General features: G+C 72.3%; 17 protein-coding genes and 1 pseudogene. 10 read left to right on the top strand and 8 right to left on the bottom strand.

The window, feature by feature from the left end; genetic code table 11:
* Positions 1-66: 66 nt before the first annotated feature.
* From ACFSHS_RS20760 to ACFSHS_RS20740, 5 genes are all read left to right on the top strand, one after another.
* On the top strand, positions 67-960 hold the full coding sequence (locus ACFSHS_RS20760; protein ID WP_376880331.1) for a fumarylacetoacetate hydrolase family protein: 894 nt from the start codon (positions 67-69) through the stop codon (positions 958-960).
* A 35-nt stretch (positions 961-995) separates the two neighbouring features.
* On the top strand, positions 996-1712 hold the full coding sequence (locus ACFSHS_RS20755; RefSeq protein WP_376880328.1) for a hypothetical protein: 717 nt from the start codon (positions 996-998) through the stop codon (positions 1710-1712).
* A 58-nt stretch (positions 1713-1770) separates the two neighbouring features.
* Positions 1771-2289, top strand: coding sequence for an HAD domain-containing protein (locus tag ACFSHS_RS20750; protein WP_376880324.1), 519 nt, complete (start codon positions 1771-1773; stop codon positions 2287-2289).
* A 395-nt stretch (positions 2290-2684) separates the two neighbouring features.
* The gene (locus ACFSHS_RS20745; RefSeq protein WP_376880322.1) at positions 2685-3470 is read left to right on the top strand and encodes a transglycosylase domain-containing protein; all 786 of its coding nucleotides are present in this window, start codon (positions 2685-2687) and stop codon (positions 3468-3470) included.
* Positions 3471-3499: 29 nt separating this feature from the next.
* Positions 3500-4882, top strand: coding sequence for an ADP-ribosylglycohydrolase family protein (locus ACFSHS_RS20740; RefSeq protein WP_376880320.1), 1383 nt, complete (start codon positions 3500-3502; stop codon positions 4880-4882).
* Between the two features lie 6 nt (positions 4883-4888).
* Here the strand turns inward: ACFSHS_RS20740 and ACFSHS_RS20735 are convergent, their stop codons facing one another.
* Positions 4889-5059, bottom strand: coding sequence for a hypothetical protein (locus ACFSHS_RS20735; protein ID WP_376880317.1), 171 nt, complete (start codon positions 5057-5059; stop codon positions 4889-4891).
* Positions 5060-5304: 245 nt separating this feature from the next.
* Between ACFSHS_RS20735 and ACFSHS_RS20730 the strand changes: the two genes are divergently transcribed.
* Together ACFSHS_RS20730 and ACFSHS_RS20725 are read left to right on the top strand one after the other, a co-directional pair.
* A complete protein-coding gene (locus ACFSHS_RS20730; protein WP_376880314.1) occupies positions 5305-6207 on the top strand; it encodes an HNH endonuclease in 903 nt (300 codons plus the stop codon).
* The gene (locus ACFSHS_RS20725; protein WP_376880311.1) at positions 6204-6779 is read left to right on the top strand and encodes a very short patch repair endonuclease; all 576 of its coding nucleotides are present in this window, start codon (positions 6204-6206) and stop codon (positions 6777-6779) included. The genes ACFSHS_RS20730 and ACFSHS_RS20725 overlap by 4 nt, the downstream gene beginning before the upstream one ends.
* Before the next feature lie 365 nt (positions 6780-7144).
* Here ACFSHS_RS20725 and ACFSHS_RS20720 read toward each other — a convergent pair whose 3' ends face one another.
* The 3 genes and pseudogenes from ACFSHS_RS20720 to ACFSHS_RS20710 form a co-directional block, all read right to left on the bottom strand.
* Entirely contained in the window at positions 7145-7936 is a 792-nt protein-coding gene (locus ACFSHS_RS20720) for an enoyl-CoA hydratase/isomerase family protein (protein WP_376880309.1), read from the bottom strand.
* A gap of 57 nt (positions 7937-7993) precedes the next feature.
* Positions 7994-9922, bottom strand: coding sequence for a DEAD/DEAH box helicase (locus ACFSHS_RS20715; RefSeq protein WP_376880306.1), 1929 nt, complete (start codon positions 9920-9922; stop codon positions 7994-7996).
* Positions 9923-9977: 55 nt separating this feature from the next.
* A pseudogene (locus ACFSHS_RS20710) lies at positions 9978-11093 on the bottom strand (TM0106 family RecB-like putative nuclease); the annotation flags it as partial.
* 308 nt (positions 11094-11401) lie between these two features.
* On the opposite strand from ACFSHS_RS20710, the gene ACFSHS_RS20705 reads away from it, so the two are divergent.
* Complete coding sequence (locus tag ACFSHS_RS20705; protein WP_376880303.1) at positions 11402-12022, top strand: antibiotic biosynthesis monooxygenase; 621 nt, start codon at positions 11402-11404, stop codon at positions 12020-12022.
* Between the two features lie 75 nt (positions 12023-12097).
* Here ACFSHS_RS20705 and ACFSHS_RS20700 read toward each other — a convergent pair whose 3' ends face one another.
* Both ACFSHS_RS20700 and ACFSHS_RS20695 read right to left on the bottom strand, forming a co-directional pair.
* Positions 12098-12631 carry a DUF4916 domain-containing protein gene (locus ACFSHS_RS20700; protein WP_376880301.1) on the bottom strand — a complete coding sequence of 178 codons (534 nt, stop codon included), beginning with the start codon at positions 12629-12631 and terminating at the stop codon, positions 12098-12100.
* A gap of 44 nt (positions 12632-12675) precedes the next feature.
* Complete coding sequence (locus ACFSHS_RS20695) at positions 12676-14073, bottom strand: DUF4407 domain-containing protein (protein WP_376880299.1); 1398 nt, start codon at positions 14071-14073, stop codon at positions 12676-12678.
* Between the two features lie 216 nt (positions 14074-14289).
* Between ACFSHS_RS20695 and ACFSHS_RS20690 the strand changes: the two genes are divergently transcribed.
* Together ACFSHS_RS20690 and ACFSHS_RS20685 are read left to right on the top strand one after the other, a co-directional pair.
* The gene (locus ACFSHS_RS20690; protein ID WP_376880297.1) at positions 14290-14919 is read left to right on the top strand and encodes an antibiotic biosynthesis monooxygenase; all 630 of its coding nucleotides are present in this window, start codon (positions 14290-14292) and stop codon (positions 14917-14919) included.
* A 194-nt stretch (positions 14920-15113) separates the two neighbouring features.
* Positions 15114-16319, top strand: a complete 1206-nt coding sequence (locus ACFSHS_RS20685) for a glycosyltransferase family 4 protein (RefSeq protein ID WP_376880294.1) — start codon at positions 15114-15116, stop codon at positions 16317-16319.
* 37 nt (positions 16320-16356) lie between these two features.
* On the opposite strand, the gene ACFSHS_RS20680 is transcribed toward ACFSHS_RS20685, so the two are convergent.
* Together ACFSHS_RS20680 and ACFSHS_RS20675 are read right to left on the bottom strand one after the other, a co-directional pair.
* Positions 16357-17187 carry a DUF2182 domain-containing protein gene (locus tag ACFSHS_RS20680; RefSeq protein WP_376880292.1) on the bottom strand — a complete coding sequence of 277 codons (831 nt, stop codon included), beginning with the start codon at positions 17185-17187 and terminating at the stop codon, positions 16357-16359.
* 4 nt (positions 17188-17191) lie between these two features.
* A complete protein-coding gene (locus tag ACFSHS_RS20675; protein WP_376880289.1) occupies positions 17192-17827 on the bottom strand; it encodes a DUF1326 domain-containing protein in 636 nt (211 codons plus the stop codon).
* Positions 17828-17898: the final 71 nt, after the last annotated feature.

Here is a 17898-nt window from a genome sequence, read left to right as displayed (position 1 = left end):
GTCCCGAAATATATGATCTGATTGTCGGTGTGGCAAGGGCCACACTTCGATCGACAGGAGCTGGCAATGCGCCTCGTGACGTACTCCGACGGAACCGGCAGCCGCGTGGGCGTGCGGCGGGACGGCGAGGTCGTGCCGCTCGGTGCGGCCGGGACCTCGCTGACCGACCTCCCCCTCGGCGACGTCGCTGCACTGCGGCGACTGGCGGAGGGCGACGGCGGGGGCGTGCCCGCCGGGTCGGTCGAACTCCTCGCTCCGGTCCGGCCGAGCGGGTGTGTGTACTGCGTGGGCTGGAACTACCTCGACCACTTCGCGGAGGGCCACGCGGCGGGTGGCCACAAGGTGGAGGAGATGCCGGCGCACCCGACCTTCTTCTTCCGCGCACCGGCCACGGTGGTCGGTCCGGGCGAGGACATCCCGATCGACCCCCGCCTGTCGCCGCAGCTCGACTACGAGGCCGAGATCGCGGTGGTGATCGGCCGTGGCGGGCGCAACGTCCCCGAGGACCGCGCGTGGGAGCACGTGCTCGGGCTCACCCTGGCGAACGACGTGACCGTGCGGGACATCCAGCGCCGGCACGGCAACCAGTGGTCGAAGGGCAAGAGCATCGACGGCACCTGTCCGCTCGGGCCGGAGATCGTCACGCTCGACGAGGTGGGCGACCTGTCGCAGGTGAAGATCACCTGCACCGTCAACGGCGAGCTCCGCCAGAGCGCGACCCTCGGCCAGATGGCCTTCCCGATCCCGCGGATCCTGAGCGAGCTGTCGGCCGGCATGACACTGCGCTCCGGCGACGTCGTCCTCACCGGCACACCGTCGGGTGTTGGGTACGCGCGCAAGCCACCGGCCTTCCTGACCGCTGGGGACGAGGTGGTCGTGGCCGCGACAGGACTCGGCGAGCTGCGCAACCGCGTCGTCGAGGCGGACCTGACCTCGTACGTGCGGTCCGCCGCCGACTGACCGCGCGGCGCCCCCTGCCGAGGAGAGTGGCCATCGTGAGCGAAGCAGGCCCCAGCGCCTGGACCTCGGGACGGCGACCGGGTCTGCTGGGGCAGGCACTGATGCTCTACGCGGTGGACGTCGCTCCGGAGGACACCGCCCGGTTCGCCGTCTGGTACGTGCACGAGCACCTGCCGGAGCGGGTGGCCGTGCCGGGGTTCCTGCGCGGTCGGCGTTACGTGCGGATCGATGGGCCGGGGCAGCAGCACCTCACCCTCTACGACGCCCGCGACACGGCGGTCTTCTCGTCCCCGGAGTACCTCGCTCGACTGGACGACCCCACCCCGCTGACCCGCGAGGTGGTGCGGACCTTCCGCCGTCCGCACCGCGCGGTGCTTTCGGTCCTGTTCTCCCACGGGGCGACGACGGGACGCCGCCTGGCCATGCTCCAGCTGCCCGCGGCCGACCCGGCGCAGTTGCACCGCTGGGTCGAGGACGACCTCGCTCCCACGGTGCTGACCCACCCCGACGTCTACGGCCTGCACCTCGCGGTGGTGGACGCCGGTGCCACGGCCGCGAAGTCGGCGACGGCCGAGGGGCGGGACGCGGCCGAGGAGGTGGACGAGGCGTGCGTGCTGCTGGTCGACGGGACGGACGTCGTCGGCGAGGCGGCACGCCGTGCCGCCGCCCGGTGCGCGGAGCTCGGGTTCACCGAGGCGCCTCCCGATGCGACCGTGTACGAGCTGGTCGTGACGCTGCTGCCGACCGGTTGAGCGACTGCGATTGCGTCGGCCGGAGCGAGGAACCGGTGCCGGCGGGTAGGACGACGTCGTGGCCACTCCCCCACCGGTCCTGCTGCTGGACGTCGACGGCGTGCTCAACGCCGTCTGCCGCGAGCTGCCGGAGGGCTGGCGGCGCGGGACCTTCAACGGCTACGTGCTGTCGTGGGACCCGACGGTGACCGCCCGGCTGCGCGAGTGGCACGAGTCGGGCCGGGTGGAGCTGCAGTGGCTGACGACGTGGACGGAGCGGGCCGACCAGCTGCTGGCCGAGCCGATGGGACTCCCCCGGGGCCTGCGGACCCACCGCCGGGAAGGCATGCTGCCCACCGGCTTCGGCGGGGAGTGGCGGGGTGTGTCGGGGTGGTGGAAGCTGGCCGCCGCCCGGGCGGTCGCCGAGGCCGAACCCGGCCGGCGCATCGTGTGGATCGACGACGACCTCGCCGTGCAGGCCGAGGACACCAGCGAGTGGCTGGCCGCCAACGGGCAGGTGCTGGTGGTGGCCCCGGACCTCGTCAGGGGGCTGACCCACGCCGAGCTGGACCGGGTGGAGGCCTGGCTCGACGCCTGATCCTCAGGGGGCTCACAGGAAGTCGCCGTACCCTTGCCCGTTCCGACGCCGATCACGGGAGCAACCGCCGCATGGCCTCCTTCGACCCGGACGCCCGGACGACCCGCCGGTTCCGCCGTCGGCCGGCGGACACGCAGCCTCAGCCGCGCCACGAGCCGTTCGACCGTCCCCGGTTCGACCGGCCCCCGCCCGCCGGCAACGACTGGTACGGCGCCCCGCCGGACTCAGCCCGTCCGCCGGTGGAGGAGAGGCCCCGCTACCCGTGGCCCCCGGCGGCGCCTCGGGGTCCCTTCCCGCCGGTGCCGCCCGAGCGGCCCGTCCCGCCGGCTCGGCGCGGTCGGCTCCGCCGTCGCGACCGTATGGGTCGGCGGCCCCGTCGTCGACTGCTCCGCCGCGTGGTCACGGTGCTGGCCGCGCTCGGCGTCGTCCAGGCGCTGGTCGTGCTGTCTCTGCGCTGGGTCGACCCGCCGACGACGGCCTTCATGGCGGCCAACCCCGACGGCGCCATCCAGCAGTCGGTGCCGGTCGAGCACGTCTCCCGCAACTTCCTCGCCGCGGTCATCGCGCACGAGGACTCGCAGCTCCCGTACCGACCCGGCGCCTTCGACTGGGACGTGCTGTGGGGCCGCGCGTACGCCCACATGATCGGCGAGGAGGATCCCTCCGGGTCCACGATCCCGCAGCAGATGGCCAAGAACCTGTTCCTCAACCAGGAGCTGAGCGCCGGGCGCAAGGCGGTCGAGGCGGGGATCGCCATGGAGATGGCCGCGCTGATCGACGACCGCCGCATGCTCGAGCTCTACGTCAACTACGCGCAGTTCGGGCCGACCATCTACGGGGTCTGCGCGGCCGGCTGGTACTACTTCGACTCCCCGCCGGCCGAGCTGTCCGAGGCGGAGGCCGTGCAGCTGGTGGGCCTGCTCCCCTCCCCCGGGCACGTCCAGCGCGCGCCCGGCGGCGGCATGGACTTCGAGGTGGACGACGGCCTGGGCTGGCTGTCCCGCTCGCACGTGATCAACGCGCAGAACCGGGTGCCCGCCTGGATCGACCGGCTCGGTTTCAAGCCGGTCGAGGACGTCGGCATCGAGGGACTCGCGTCCGAGCAGGAGCCGTCGGACGACGACTGCTCGACCCGTCCTGAGGAGGTCGCGGAGCTGATCGCGGCGGAAGGCACCGCCTGACGGCTGGCACTCCTGGCACTGTGGCGGGCATGCATCGCTCCCACCGCGTGGCCGGCGCGCTGGTCGGCTCGGCCGTCGGAGACGCGCTCGGGGCGCCGTTCGAGTTCGGCCCGCCCGGACAGTTCTCCGCCCGCTTCCCGGTGCCCGCGCGCGGCGCGAAGACGGAGATGTGCAGCGGCGGGCCGGTGGACCGCGAGCCGGGCGAGTTCACCGACGACACGCAGATGGCATTGCTCGTGGCGCAGTCGCTGCTCGCGAACGACGGACTGGACGAGGCGGATCTGTTCGACCGGTTCGTGCGCTGGGCGGAGGCGGAGCCGCCGGACATCGGCGCACAGACCCGCGCCGTTCTCCGCTGCGGGGCCGTCGCCGCGGCCGAGCACTTCGCGACGACGGGTCGTGCGGCGGGCAACGGCTCGCTGATGCGGGCGACGCCGGCCGCGATCTGGTTCTCCCGGTTCGGCACCGAGGCGACGATGGACGCCGCCCGGCGGATCTCGGCGCTGACCCACGGCGACCCGGCGGCTGGCGAGGGCTGCGCGATCTTCTCCGAGCTGATGCGTGTGGCGCTGGACGGCGGGGACCCGCTGGAGGCTGTTCCTTCGGCTCTTGCGTTGGTCGCTGACGAGCGCCGGGAGCGGTGGGCGACAGTGCTGGCGCCGTCGTGGACGCCGGCGGACGCGACGGAGTCGAACCGCGCGGTGTGGCCGACGCTCGGCCAGGCGGTGTGGGGGCTGCGGCGCGGGCGCGACTTCGCCGAGGTGATGCGGCTGATCATCGATCTGGGAGGGGACACCGACACCGTGGCGTGCGTCGCCGGCGGTCTGGCCGGTGCGGTGTACGGGATGGGCGGCATCCCGATGCGCTGGTCGTCCGCGGTGCACGGGCGGGTGCCCGGCTTCGGCGACCAGCGCTGGGGGCTGGCCGACCTGCAGGAGCTGGCGGCCGCGCTCGACGGCAAGCCGCTGGTGAAGTACGAGCCCGGGGTGATCTCGCGGATCGGTCCGACGGAGGTGCTGCCGGGCATCTGGGCGGGCAACCTCGACGGCGCCCGGTACAGCGCGGAGGACTTCGCGGTGATCTCGCTGTGCCGGCTCGGCGACCCGTTCCCGCACGAGGTGCACCGCATGGCCTACGTGGCGGACAACGAGTGGAACCACGACCTCGACGCCGTGCTGGCCGACGTCCTCGACGACCTGGCCGCGCTACGGGCCGATGGGCGCCGCGTACTTGTGCACTGCCACGGCGGCGCCTCGCGCACCGGACTCGTGCTGCGCGGCTGGCTGGTGCGCGAGAAGGGGATGTCGGTGGAGGAAGCGACGGCTCACGTCGCCGAGCGCTGGCCGCACCTCGGCCTGTGGAACGCCAGCTTCACCGCCGCTCTGGAGCGGCTGCGTCCCGCGGAGGGCTGACGCGCGTCAGCGGGCCTGGGTGCTTCGGGGCGGAACTGCCGGCGTCCCGGGTCGGGCCGGCGCGAAGTCGGGGACGAAACGCTGCGTCGGCTCCAGCTCGCCGGTGTCGGGAGCGGCGTGCCGCCCGATCCGGGGCATCGCGAACTCGGCGGTCTCGTCGGTGAAGTGCTTGGCCACGGCCCCACGGTACGAAGCAGAACGGGTCCAGTGGTGCACGTGCCGAGGCGTCCCGGACAGATGGGGCCGGAGAGGCCAATGTGGTTGATATGTCGACTTCTCGACATGCGCCGGGTCGATCCGACGTCGTACCGCCTCCCTCGCGTGGCCTGGGGGCCGCCGCGATGCGCGACAGGGTCGCTTAGCCCCTCAGCTACGTTGTCTCGTACCGGACACAGCCCGGCTGTCCGGAAGCGGGGGGCGACATGCTGGACGACGCACAGGTGCGGACGGCGATGTTCACCCATCTGGAGCGACTCACTGCGCTGCACCCGGAGGGCGCAACGTCCGCGGCGATCAACCACTTCAGCGTTGCGGGACAGCCGCTGAAACTGGTCGTCCAGCCGGGCATCTGGAAGCCAGCTTCTCTTGAGGCCGCGCTGACAATCCGGACGACCTACACGGCCCCGAACCAGCCGCCTCCCTACGAGGACGCCATCGCTCCGGGCGGGCTTGTGAAGTACGCCTACCGCGGGACGGATTCGAACCACTCCGACAACCGGGCGCTTCGGACGGCGATGCAGCAGCGGCGGCCGCTGGCGTACTTCATCGGCGTGGCGAAGAGCGTCTACCAAGCGCAGTTCCCCGTCTACGTTGTGGCCGAGCACCCCGAGGAACGCGCGTTCCTCATCGCGATTGACCAAGCACAGCGCCTCATGGACCCTGATTCCTTCGGGTCGTTGCCCGAGGACGGGCGGTCCTACTTCGAGCGCTTGGTTCGCGCCCGTCTGCACCAGCCGGTGTTCCGCGCCCGGGTGCTGCAGGCTTACGAGAAGCAGTGCGCGATGTGCCGCTTGCAGCACACGGACCTGCTCGACGCCGCGCACATCATCCGGGACTCGGACGAAGGCGGCCTACCGGTGGTGCCGAACGGGCTAAGCCTCTGCAAGATCCATCACGCGGCCTACGACCGGAACATCATCGGCGTACGTCCGGATCTCGTCGTCCAGGTACGGCGCGACGTGCTCATCGAGATCGACGGACCGATGCTCAAGCACGGCATCCAGGCGATGCACGGCGTCCGACTGACGGTGCCGCGCCACCCCGCGGCACGCCCCGACTCCGAGCGCCTAGAGCAGCGGTACGACGAGTTCCTCGCAACTGGGTGATCCATGGTGAAGCGCTCACCCTGACCGGGAAACCGTCGGCGGCTGCTGGTACCTCATGGCCGTGGAGTTCCGCCGTGGAGTTCCGCCGTGAAGTTCCCCCGTGGCGAAGGTTGACCCAGCAAGCCTGGATCCCGGACCGCATCCCGGCGCCAGCAGCGCCGAGGTCGCGCGGCGTGAGCAAGCTGCGTCGACGCGACAGCAAGCCGGAAATGGCGGTCCGCAGATTGCTGTACGCGCGAGGCTTGCGGTACCGCGTCTGCTTCCGAGTGCCCGGCCAACGGCGCAGGACGATCGACATTGCCTTCGTCGGGGCGCGGTTGGCTGTCTACATCGACGGCTGCTTCTGGCATGGCTGCCCCGAACACGCCCACCTCCCGAAGGTCAATGCCGGCTGGTGGACCCGGAAGATCGCCATGAACCAGGCTCGTGATGCGGCGGCCAACGGGCAGCTGGCCGGTCTTGGGTGGACTGTCCTGCGGTTCTGGGAACACGAAGATCCCGAGGACGTCGTGCGCCAGGTCGTCGCAACCTTCGAGAGCGCGCGCACTCGGAGGCCGGCCTCGACGAGATAGCGGGACACGCGGCTTGCTGCGGCCAGCTCCCGGACGGGTTAACGGAACGCGTTGCAGCATGCTCGACGTCCAGCAGCGCGCAGGGCTACGCCGGGTCCGTCGCCCTCGTCGTCCACCTCAGGACCGCCTCGAGGAAACCGTCGAGCGGGTTCCCCGACCAGGGCCTCGTCCTTCACGGCGACCGCGACCGCTTGGCACCGAGCGCGGCCCGCGAGCTGAACGCGCGCGAGGGACGGCCGGTTCCGCAGCGTCCCCGGTGCGCGCAGCTTCGTCTGGAGGCGCCCGACGCCTGGTACCCGTCGATCGCCGAACGCGCATGGGTCCCGCCGCTCCCCGGGTGACCCCTGCGGGAGACGTCGGGGAGGTTAGCCGGCGGACCGCCGCATCGACCACATCTGAGCCGGGCGCTCGTACTGCATGGCGACGTCCCAGCTCACCGCGCCGTTGACGACCTCCTTGCGAAAGTTCCCCACCGCCACTCGGGCGAGCTCCGGGTCGGCGGCGACACGAGTCGCCAACTCGATTGCGCGGTCCTCGACGGCTGCATCCTCGACCGACTCCCAGGCAAGCCCGAGCTCGACGGCCTTGTCCCCGTTGATCTCCTCACCGAACAGCGCCATCGCAGCCGCAGCTTCGCGGCCGATCAGCCGAGAGAGGATGACGAAGTGCCCCCCGCCCGGGTGCATTCCGCGCTTCAAGAAACCGGCCAGCAGACGGGCATCGCGCGCGACGATCCGCAGGTCCGCCGCGAGGAGCATGTTCATTCCGGCACCGACAGCGGAACCACGCACGGCAGCCACCGTCGGCACCTTCACCTGGCCCAGTCGGTAGAAGGAGTCGTAGATCTTGCCCATGCCTTCGTAGGCCTCGGGTGCCGCCGGATCCTTGCCGGCCGAGGTGAGCGTCTGGATGTCCCCGCCCGCGCAGAACGACTTCCCCACCGCCCGGATCACCAACGCGCCTACCGCCGGCTTGGCGTCCACCTCGTCGAACGTCGCGATCAGCTCGTCGGCCATCGTCGGCGTCAACGCGTTGCGCCGGTCCGGGGCGTTCAGCGTCACGATCGCGACGCCGCCCTCCACCTCGAGCAGCACCTCACCGGATCCGGCCACGAGCCCACCCTTCCTGTCGAGCGGACCGGCCACGACGCCGGTCACCACTGTCTGACAGGCATCAGACCACGCGCGCGGACCCGACCGCGCACGCGGTCGGGACTACGCGACGAGCGTCGCCGACTCCACCAGCCGGCACAGCGCGTTCACCTTGCGCAGCTCGTCCGGCGTCCGCACCGGCGCGTCCAGCAGCTCTGGGCTCAGCACCACGACGGCCAGCGCCTGTGCTCGTGACACCGCCACGTTCAGCCGGTTCAGGTCGTACAGGAACGACACACCCCGCGGCGCCTCGTCGGCGCTCGTGCTGGTCATCGAGTAGATCACGACCGGGGCCTCCTGCCCCTGGAACTTGTCCACGGTGCCGACCCGCGCACCGTCGGGCAGCGACGCCTTGATCAGCGCGACCTGCACGTTGTACGGCGCCACCACCAGCACATCCGCAGGCCCGATCGGCGCCTCCGCCCCCAGGTGGTTCCGCCACGTCGAGCCCTGCACCGACTGCCACAGCCGCGCGACGGCGTCGGCCTCCTGCGGGCTCCTGTCCGCGCACGTCAGCTCGTGCTCGAGCGGCAGCACCCGCAGGCCACTCCCCGCCAGCGGCCCCTCCCCCAGCACCGCCACCCGGTCCCGGCCGTCCGCCGCCTCCAGCCGGCCCTCGTACGCCAGATCGGAGACGAACCGCGTCAGGTCCGGGTGCATCCGGTACGAGCGGTCGAGGAACACCCCGCGCTTCGCCGGGATGGTGGCGTGCCCGTCGAGCAGGTGCTCCAGCGCCGACGCCCCTGACTCCCCCGGGTGCACCGCCTGGCTCGGTTGGGCCAGCTGCTGCGGGTCGCCCAGCAGCACAATCGACCGCGCACCTCGCGCCACCGCGACCGCGTTGGCCAGCGAGAACTGCCCGGCCTCGTCGACCACCAGCACGTCGACGGCCTCGACCACGTCGGCCCGCGTCCAGAACCACGCCGTCCCACCGACCAGGTTCACGTCGCCGCTCACCAACGCCGACGCCACGAACCCGTTGTCCGAGGACCACGCCACGTCGTCGGAGCCGCAGTGCTGGCTCTCGTCACACTTCTGCAGCGCCGGCCGCCCGACCGCCTTCAGCAGGTTGCCAATGACCGCGTGCGAGGTGGCCGTGACGCCGACCTTCTTCCCCGCGTCCAGCAGCTCCCGGATCAACGCCGCGGCCGCCGTCGTCTTGCCGCTCCCCGGCGGGCCCTGGATCGCCAGGACCTCGCCGTCCAGCGCCCGGCCGAGCCGCACGATCGCGTCGGTCGTCGTCTCGCCCTCGCGCAGCTGCGTTCCCGCGGGAACGCGCCGCTCGACCAGCGCCTGACCGAGACAGTCGCGGCCGGCCAGCACGTCCTCCCCCGTCGCCTGGATCGCCTCGCGCAGGCTCCCGGTGTTCAGCGGCCCGGCCGGCCCGAGCCCGCGCGGCCGCGGCGCCTCGGCGGCCGTCGCCTTCAGCACCAGCCGCCCGGCGGTGACGTCCAGATCGAAGACCGTGCCCGCCTTCTTCGCGGTGTCCACGTCGAGCGCGTCCTCCCCGGCGGACACCTTCGTGTCCTGCACCGGGAACGAGTACTCGTAGAGGTGGCTCCGCTTCTCCGGCCCGAGGTACCGCTCGAAGGACAGCCCGCCCAGCGCGGTGCCGTCCCGCTCCAGCTCCTCCGCGTCCAGGTCCTGCAGCCGGTAGACCTCCCACCAGGCCGGGCGGTCCTCGCGGCGGTGCCACCCGACGAGGTCGCCGAGCAGCCCGTGCCCGGCCTCGTGCAGGCGGGAAGCCAGCTCCAGCTCGGCGGCCTGCGCCTGCGTCACCTTGGCGTCCGGCGCCTGCACCTCGACGACGGGCCGCGGCAGCGACCCGTGCAGCGCCTCCAGCTCGGCGCGCTGCTGCTCCAGCCAGTCGTGCAGCTCGCGGGTCGAGTCGACGTCCTCCTTGTTGTACGACTCGATCGCGGCCAGCTTCGCGGCGTCGCCGTCGACCAGCCACTGCTCGTACACGAGCACGCTGCCGAGCCCGCTGGCCACCTGGCGCGTAGTGGTAGACGTGCATCGACGAATCTGCCTCCGCCGCGGCGACGATCCGGTCGATCAGGTCGGCGACCATCCCCTTCTCGGCGTCGCGGTCGTGGGCCCACAGCGGCGTGAAGCCGCCCGACCGGTCGCCCAGGCCGGCGAGGTACTCGATGCCGGCGCCGTCCTCGAACCAGGGATCGCCCTCGAAGTCGAGGTAGAGGTCGCCGGCGCTAGGCGGCGGCAACCGCAGCAGCCCGAGTCCCGGAACAGGAGGAAGCAGCGTCCGCGAAGGCTGACCCGTCATCCGCTCGCGCAGCTGCTCGGCCGCCTGCTGCTGCAGCCGGCCCCGCGCGTCGGCGCCGATGCCGGACGCCTTCAGCTGCTCCGGTGAGGCCGAAGCCAGGGCCGCCAGGGTCAGGATGCCGGCGGCACGCAGCGCGTCCCGGTGGTCGCCGCGCATGCCGGCGACCAGCCCCAGGTCGTCGGCCTCCCTCAGCTCCGTGTCGCACCGCACCGCCCAGCGGCACTGCTGGCAGTAGCCGATCGGCACTGGGCCTGTCGACGGCGGCGCATCGACGAAGATCTCCAACCGGGCCCGCGCCCGTCGGGCGTAGGCGGCGACGTCGATCAGCCGCCACGGCCGCGACTCCCCGTTCCCGGTGACGACGTGCACGAACTCCGGCGCGACACCCTGCAGCACCGTGAGCCGCTCGGCGTAGGTGGCCATCTGCAGGAGCGCGGCGACCTTCAGCTTCCGCGCGAGCTTCGTGTCGGCGATCTCGTACGACCAGTCGCCGAAGGCCGGGGACGGGGTCTCGACCCGGAGCAGGAAGTCGGCCTGCCCGCCCCAGGCGCCGTCGAAGAACGTCCCCTGGTAGACGACGTCGACGCCGCGCCGCATCGCCTCGACGGTCTGCACCTCGGCCCGGCGTCGCCCCGCCAAGTCGAAGGAAGTGTCGATCCGCGCGACCGTCCTCCCGGAGGCCTCCAGCGACGCGAGGTACCTCTCCTCGTGCGCCATGCCGCGGTCGAGGACGAACTGGAGCTCGTCCGACACCTCGACGTCCGGCGCGGCCCACCGACCGGTCGCGACGCCGAGGTCGAGGAACGTCAGGTGCCGGCACTTCTGGTGGGAGGTCAGGTCGGTCGGGCTGAGCACCAGCCGCCCGTCGAGTCGCTGCATCGCCTGCGTGCCTCCCGATCGCCGTCGTCCGGCAGCCGGGTGGACGACCCTGCCGCGCCGCAGGCGTAGCGGACGCCCCTGACACGAATCGGCGGGCTCAGGCTGCGGGCGCACCGGCGTCACCCGGACGGGCGACCGCAGCGGCTCCCGCACGGTTCCGTCGTCGCGGTCGAGGCAGTGCGTGCGCGCCGCGCGGCACATCGCGGGCGGCGCGCGCGGCGGTCTGTCGACCGACCGCGGAGGGGAGCAGCATCTCCCCCGCGGCGACGCCGCCGGGGCGTCGCCCACCATCCCGAGAGGAGGGCGGCATGTACGCCCGTTCCACCACCGTCCACGCCGACCCGCAGCGCATCGACGACGGCATCGCCTACGTACGCGACGAGGTCATGCCCGCGGTGCAGAGCATGCCCGGCTGCATGGGCCTGTCCATGCTCTGCGACCGCGACTCCGGCCGGTGCATCGTCACGACCAGCTGGGACTCCGAGGAGTCGATGAGCGCCAGCAGGGAGGCGGTCATGCCCATGCGCGAGCGGGCCACCGAGGTGATGGGTGGCCACTTCGACGTCCAGGAATGGGAGATCGCGGTCCTGCACCGCGCGCACCAGGCACCCGAGGGCGCCTGCTGCCGCGTCACGTGGACCCGCGGCGATCCCGCCCGCATGGACGACGTGACCGAGACGTTCCGTACCGGCCTGATCCCGCGGCTGGACGACATCCCGGGCTTCTGCAGCGTCAGCATGATGGGAGACCGGCAGTCCGGCATGGGCGTCGTCACCGCCACGTACGACGACCGTGCGTCCCTGGAGCGTTCCGCCGAGACGGCGCGGGGGATGCGCGAGCAGTTCGCCCGGGAGATGGGCCTGGAGATCACGGACATGGCCGAGTTCGAGCTGGCGATCCACCACCTGCGCGTCCCAGAGATGGCCTGACGGACGGCGGCCGGCGCGGGCGTCCGAGCGCGCGCCGGCCCCCGGCAGGGCGGAGAGCGTCCGGCGGGACGATCCTCAGACGCCGAGGTGCGCCAGGGCCTGCAGCAGCAGCGTGCTCTGCCCGTTCGCCAGCTCCGCCAGCACCACCGGATCGCGCGCCTCGATGGGCGAGAACCAGGTCAGCTCGAGCGCGTCCTGCTGCGGCGCGCAGTCCCCCTCCACCGGCACGACGTAGGCCAGCGACACCGCGTGCTGCCGCGGGTCGTGGAACGGCGTGACGCCCGGCGTCGGGAAGTACTCGGCGACGGTGAACGGCTGCGGCGCGGGCGGCACCCGCGGCAGCGCCAAAGGCCCGAGGTCCTTCTCCATGTGCCGCAGCAGGGCCGCACGGATCCGCTCGTGGTACAGCACCCGCCCCGAGACGAGCGCCCGCTTGATCTGCCCGTCCTCACCGACCCGCAGCAGCAGACCGACGGCGATCACCGTGCCGTCGTCGTCCACCCGCACCGGCACCACGTCGACGTACACGATGGGCAGCCGCTCCCGCGCAGCGTCCATCTCCTCGCGGGAGAGCAGGCCGCCACCGGTCGCCGTCGTCAGCTCCGTCATGGGGACTGTCTAACCGATGCCGCTGGGCGCCGGGGAGGCGACCATCAGACCGGCACCCGGTCCTCCGGCCGGCGGCGCACCGTGCGCACCGTCCGCAGCGCCGCGTTGCGGGCGAGCTCGCGGATGGGACCGGTGTCCCACATCGCCCGGGACGGCTCCTCGACCTGAGCCGGCGCGGCGGGCGTCTGCTGCGGAGCCTGGGTCCGGGCCGCGACCTCGGCCAGAGCCGCCCGACGGCGGGCCAGGATCGCCTCCTTCTGCCGGTCGACCCGCTCCTTCTCGGCGAGCACCAGCAGCTCTTCCTTCGCGATCGCGACGGTCTTCCGCGACTCCTGCGCCAGCTCCTCGATCTCCACGTCGCCGGTGTCGCGCAGGGCGGCGAGCTTGTCGTAGGCGCTGGGCGGGCTGAAGTTGAGCAGCAGCTTCATGAGCACGGGCAGGACCTCGACGCACATGAACAGCAGCGAGAGCATGAACTGGGCAGCGGCCAGGGTGGCGTTCTTGTCCCCGAGCCGGTCCAGCGCCTCGAGCCGCAGCAGGATGCCGCCCGACCCCTCGTTCTGCGCGTCGAAGGCGCCCTGCAGCCGGTCCAGCTCCGCGGTCAACCGGGTCAGCTCGGCCCGGTCGGTCTCCAGCGACGAGGCGGCCAGCGAGGCGCTGCGCGACTCGGCGGCCGACGCGGCATCGACGGCGGCGTCGAGCTCGGAGCGCGCCGTGTCGACGACCGCCGCCTGCGCGTCGGCCGCGGCCCGGGCCTCGACGTAGGCGGTGCCGGTCCCGGCCTCACCGGTGCCGCAGGTGCCGTCGAGCTCGCACTGCGCCTTGGCCTCGAGCGCCCGCGACACCTCCACCGCCTGGTCGAGCACGGCCTGCTTCGCCGTCACCTCGGCCCGCACCACCGCGAGGCCGGTGTCGGCCACTCCCCCGCTGGCCACGATCGATTCCGAGACGGCGATCCGCTCCTCCAGCTCCGGCAGGTGCGCGAACCGCTCGTCCTGCTCCAGCGACGTGCGGTGGGCGTCGGCCGCCTCGGCCTGCATCACCACGATCTCGGCGTCGATCTCCTTGTGGAAGACCTGCAGGGTCAGCGGCGTCGCGACGACGATCCCCAGCACCAGCGCCAGCCCGACCCGCGGGACGGCCATCACGAGGTTGCGCTTCAGCGACGAGTCGTGCGCCATCCCGACCAGCAGCATCCGGTCGAGGTTGACGACGACGGCGCCCCAGCCCAGCCCGACGAGCAACGCGAACGGCCACCACACGCCCAGCGCCATGTGCACCGCGAACGCGGCCGAGACGGCGGCCAGACCACCGGTGCTGAGCAGCACGCCACCCAGCGCCACGAAGCGGGCCCGGGCACCGGGCGCCGCGGCCAGCACGTCGGGACGCGCGCCGGCCAACTCCGCCATGCCGTTGCCGATCCGCCCTCGTCGGAACCTCATGCAGCGCACACCCCCGGCGACGGGGATCGTGGGAGGTCCGTCGCCTGCCCTGCTGTCATCGGCAGTCCCCGGCGGCACCCGGACCGTGATCGCCCTCGCGCGGCTTCTCCGGTGCGGCGTCGTGCCGAAACCCGTTCCCAGCGGACCCCGCGTCGAGGACAGTGAGCGGCCACGGCGACGCCTCCAGGGCGCGCCGGCTCAAGGGGGAGCACCGGCATGTATGCCCGATCGACCACTTTCCGCGGTGAACCAGGCGCCATCGCCGACGGCGTCGCCTACGTCCGCGACCACGTCCAGCCCGCCGTCCAGCAGATGGAGGGCTGCGTCGGCCTCTCGATGCTCGTCGACCGCCACACCGGGCGGTGCATCGTGACGACGTCCTGGGCGGACGCCGACGCCATGCACCGCAGCGCCGAGGCGATGGCCGTGATCCGCGAGACAGCACTGCGGACCTTCCAAGGCGTCGCCGGCGAGACCGAGGTCGCCGAGTGGGAGGTCGCCATCCTGCACCGCGTCCACGAGACCCACGAGAACGCCGCCGCCCGCGTGATCTTCACGAAGGGGCCGCTCGGCGCGGCCGACCGCATCATCGACGGCTTCCGCACGAACATCGTCCCCCGCATCCACACCCTCGCGGGCTTCTGCAGCGTCAGCCTCTTCGTCAACCGGGACACCGGGCGCTGCGCGATCACCTCCGTGTACGAGGACCGCCAGACGATGAACCGCGCGAAGGGGCAGGCCCAGGCGATGCGCGAGGAGTTCACCACGCACCTGGGCATGCACATCACCGAGGTCGCCGAGTTCGACGTCGCCCTCGCCCACCTGCGGGTGCCCGAGACGGTGTGACGGACCGCATCCACCGCCGCGTCCGTCAGTGACCGCCGAGGCCGGCGTGGGCCGCTTCGGCCCGGGGGCAGGCGCCGCGCCGCCGGTGCCCCGCGTGCCACCCCTACTGGACAACTCACACCACCTGGTGGTGATCTGCCCACTCCCTCGTCGACGGCACGAGGCGCAATCCGTCGCGTCCGCCAGGGGGTGTCGTGAAGCCGAGGATCTGCCTGTACACCGACAGCACGGCCCCGTCCGGCGTCGGCCAGCACATGCTGACCCTCGCGGAGGAGCTGCAGGACGGTTTCACGCTCTCCCTCGTCTGTCCGCCCAGCCCGACGGGATCGCGGCTGCTGGGCCGCGCCCGTGCGCTGGGGATCCGGACCGCGGAGATCCCCGTGGGCCGTGCCGACAGCGACGCGCTGCTGGCCGCCTTCCTGAGGGACGCGCACGTGGAGCTCTTCCACTGCCACGCCGGAGTGATGATCGAGGGGTACGCCGGCGTGCGTGCAGCCCGGGGGGCCGGCGTCCCCGCGGTGGTGCGCACCGAGCACCTGGCCGAGCCCTCGACCGTGTTCCCCGTCGAGGAGCTGCCCGACCTGGTGCACTCGCCGTACCACCGCCCCGACCGGCGGCTGTCCGACGCGGAACTGGCGGCGCTGGTCACGGGCTTCCAGAAGGAGTACCTGGACGTCGTCGAGCTCGTCGACCGCGTGATCTGCGTGTCGGAAGGCGTGCGCGACAGCTATCTGAGGGTCGGCGTCGACCAGGCCAAGCTCCGCGTCGTGCGCAACGGGATCCGGCCGACGCGCGGCGCGGCGACCCCCCAGGACGTCCGCGCGCGCCTGCACCTGCCCCCGGAGCGACGGATCGTGCTGAGCGTCGGCCGGATGGTCGACGTGAAGGGTCACCGCTTCGTGCTGGGGGCGGTGGACAAGGTGGTCCGGAGCCGACCGGAGGCGGCGTTCGTGTGGGTCGGCAGCGGACCGCTCGAAAGGGAACTGCGCGAACGGGTGCGGTTGATGGGCCTCGAGGACTGGGTGTGGTTCGCCGGAGAGCGCTCGGACGTCCCCGACCTCATGGCCGCCGCCGACGTCTTCCTCCTAGCCTCGGCCGTGGAGGGGCTTCCGCTCGTCGTCCTGGAGGCGATGGCCGCAGCCCTTCCCGTCGTCGCCACCCGGGTGCCCGGAACCAGCGAGGTCGTGGTGGACGGCGTCACCGGACGGCTGGTCGAGCGGGGAAGGCTGGACGGCACGGGAGACATCGACGCCCTTGCCACTGCCATCCTGCAGCCGCTGGAGGACCCCGAGCTCGCGTCGGCCTGGGGCAGGGCCGGCCTGGCGCGCGTGCAGCACGAGTTCACCAGCGAGCGGATGGCGCAGCAGACGGCCGAGGTCTACGCCGAGCTGCTGCGCTGAGACCGTGCCTCGGGCCGAGCCGTCGACGCCGGCCGCGCTAGGAGCCCATCGGCCCCATCTCGTCCATCTGGCCGGTGCCCGGGACCGTGAGAGCCGGGACCGCGTCCGGGGCCGCGAACACCAGCCCGCCGAGAGCGAGCAGCAGCGCCGCCGTCGCGTAGGTAGCCGCCCGGCGCCACGGCAGCGTCTTCTCGAGGGCGATCAGCCCGGCGACCAAGGCCATCCAGGCCACACTCATGACCCCGAGGGCGAACAGCGCGGCCATGAGCGCCCAGCAGCAGCCGACGCACCAGGCGCCGTGCATGGCGCCCATCCGCACTGCACCCCAGCGGCCGTCCCGCCACGAGCCGAGCAGGAAGCCGAGTGGGCTGCGGCACTTGCCGAGGCACACGTCCTTGAGCGGGGTCAGCTCGTAGACCGCCGCGACGACGAGCGTGGCGCCCGCCACCCACCGGCCCGCGCGGTCCCAGGCGAGCACGCCGCCGGACATCCGATCCACGGCTGCCACGAGGGCGAAGGCGACCAGCCCCGCGCCGACCCAGGTGATCAGATAGCCGCCGGCGAACAGCAGCGGCGACAGCGGAGACCGCTGCCTGGTCATGCGCGAGTACAGCGCGACCGTCGGTGCGACCGACGGGAACATCATCGCGGCCATCATCACGACCCAGACGCCGAGGAACCAGCCCAGCGTTCCGAGGGCGGTCCACGGCCCCTCGTCCATGCCCCGCATCTGTTGGACCGTCCACCACCAGGCGAGGCCGGCGAGCGCGAAGAGCGCGGCGACCAGCCCGAGCCGGGCGCGGACGGCGGCGAAGGCCGGCGCGAGACCGCCACCGGCGGTCGGACGTTCCTGCGCCGGGGCGCTCATCGGCTCAGGCGGCCCAGGAGAACTCGGAGGTGGAGAGACCCGTCTTGCCCTCGTACTGGATGCCGAAGGCGTTGATCCGCGAGCGCCGCGCCTCGGCCATCGTCAGGTTCGAACCGGCCGGGTGGAACATGCCGTCGAACCGGACCGGCCGACCGTCCTCGCTCCCGAACGGCACGATGTCCTCGACCTCGAACTCGATCGTGTCCCCGACCTGGACGCGGTGCCGCAGCCCGCGGTCGTGCATCTCGATCGCCGCCCGCTCGACGCCGACGATCTCGCCCACGAGTGGAGCGAGGGCGGCCATGGGGCCGCCGAGCTGCCCGCCGAAGACCTGGACGAGCTTGTCGAACTGCTCGTCGGTGGCCTGGTCGTCGACGTACATCCCGAGCCGCCAGTTGCCGTCGGTCATGACCTTCGGCGTGTCGATGATCGTCACCACCCGGCGGCCCCCGACGTCGGTGCCGTCGACCTCCCCCTCGCGGATGTCGAAGGCCAGGGTGGCGCGGCAGAAGTCGTAGGTGGCGCCGTGGTCGAACGACAGGTTGCAGGGGCACATCAGCTCGCACGAGCAGGTCTCGACGTAGCTGCCCTTGAGGTTCCACGACATGGCCGCCCCCTCCGCGAGGGAGCAAGTCTCCATCCGACGGAGAAGACCGGTCAATCACCTCCCGAGTGGCAGATTGCGAGTACAGCGGTGGTGTGACGCGGAGG

Origin of the sequence: Blastococcus deserti (assembly GCF_042682525.1) — a bacterium.
GTDB lineage: Bacteria > Actinomycetota > Actinomycetes > Mycobacteriales > Geodermatophilaceae > Blastococcus_B > Blastococcus_B deserti.
The sequence above is the reverse complement of the archived record's forward strand: the minus strand, read 5'-3'. Positions and strand labels throughout refer to the sequence as shown.

What these genes read in the sequence shown, in the direction of transcription:
- ACFSHS_RS20760 (WP_376880331.1), top strand. Translation starts at nt 67, where the DNA reads ATGCGCCTCGTGACGTACTCCGACGGAACCGGCAGCCGCGTGGGCGTG.
- ACFSHS_RS20740 (WP_376880320.1), top strand. Translation starts at nt 3,500, where the DNA reads ATGCATCGCTCCCACCGCGTGGCCGGCGCGCTGGTCGGCTCGGCCGTC.
- ACFSHS_RS20730 (WP_376880314.1), top strand. Translation starts at nt 5,305, where the DNA reads ATGCTGGACGACGCACAGGTGCGGACGGCGATGTTCACCCATCTGGAG.
- ACFSHS_RS20705 (WP_376880303.1), top strand. Translation starts at nt 11,402, where the DNA reads ATGTACGCCCGTTCCACCACCGTCCACGCCGACCCGCAGCGCATCGAC.
- ACFSHS_RS20700 (WP_376880301.1), bottom strand. Translation starts at nt 12,631, where the DNA reads ATGACGGAGCTGACGACGGCGACCGGTGGCGGCCTGCTCTCCCGCGAG.
- ACFSHS_RS20695 (WP_376880299.1), bottom strand. Translation starts at nt 14,073, where the DNA reads ATGAGGTTCCGACGAGGGCGGATCGGCAACGGCATGGCGGAGTTGGCC.
- ACFSHS_RS20690 (WP_376880297.1), top strand. Translation starts at nt 14,290, where the DNA reads ATGTATGCCCGATCGACCACTTTCCGCGGTGAACCAGGCGCCATCGCC.
- ACFSHS_RS20680 (WP_376880292.1), bottom strand. Translation starts at nt 17,187, where the DNA reads ATGAGCGCCCCGGCGCAGGAACGTCCGACCGCCGGTGGCGGTCTCGCG.
- ACFSHS_RS20675 (WP_376880289.1), bottom strand. Translation starts at nt 17,827, where the DNA reads ATGGAGACTTGCTCCCTCGCGGAGGGGGCGGCCATGTCGTGGAACCTC.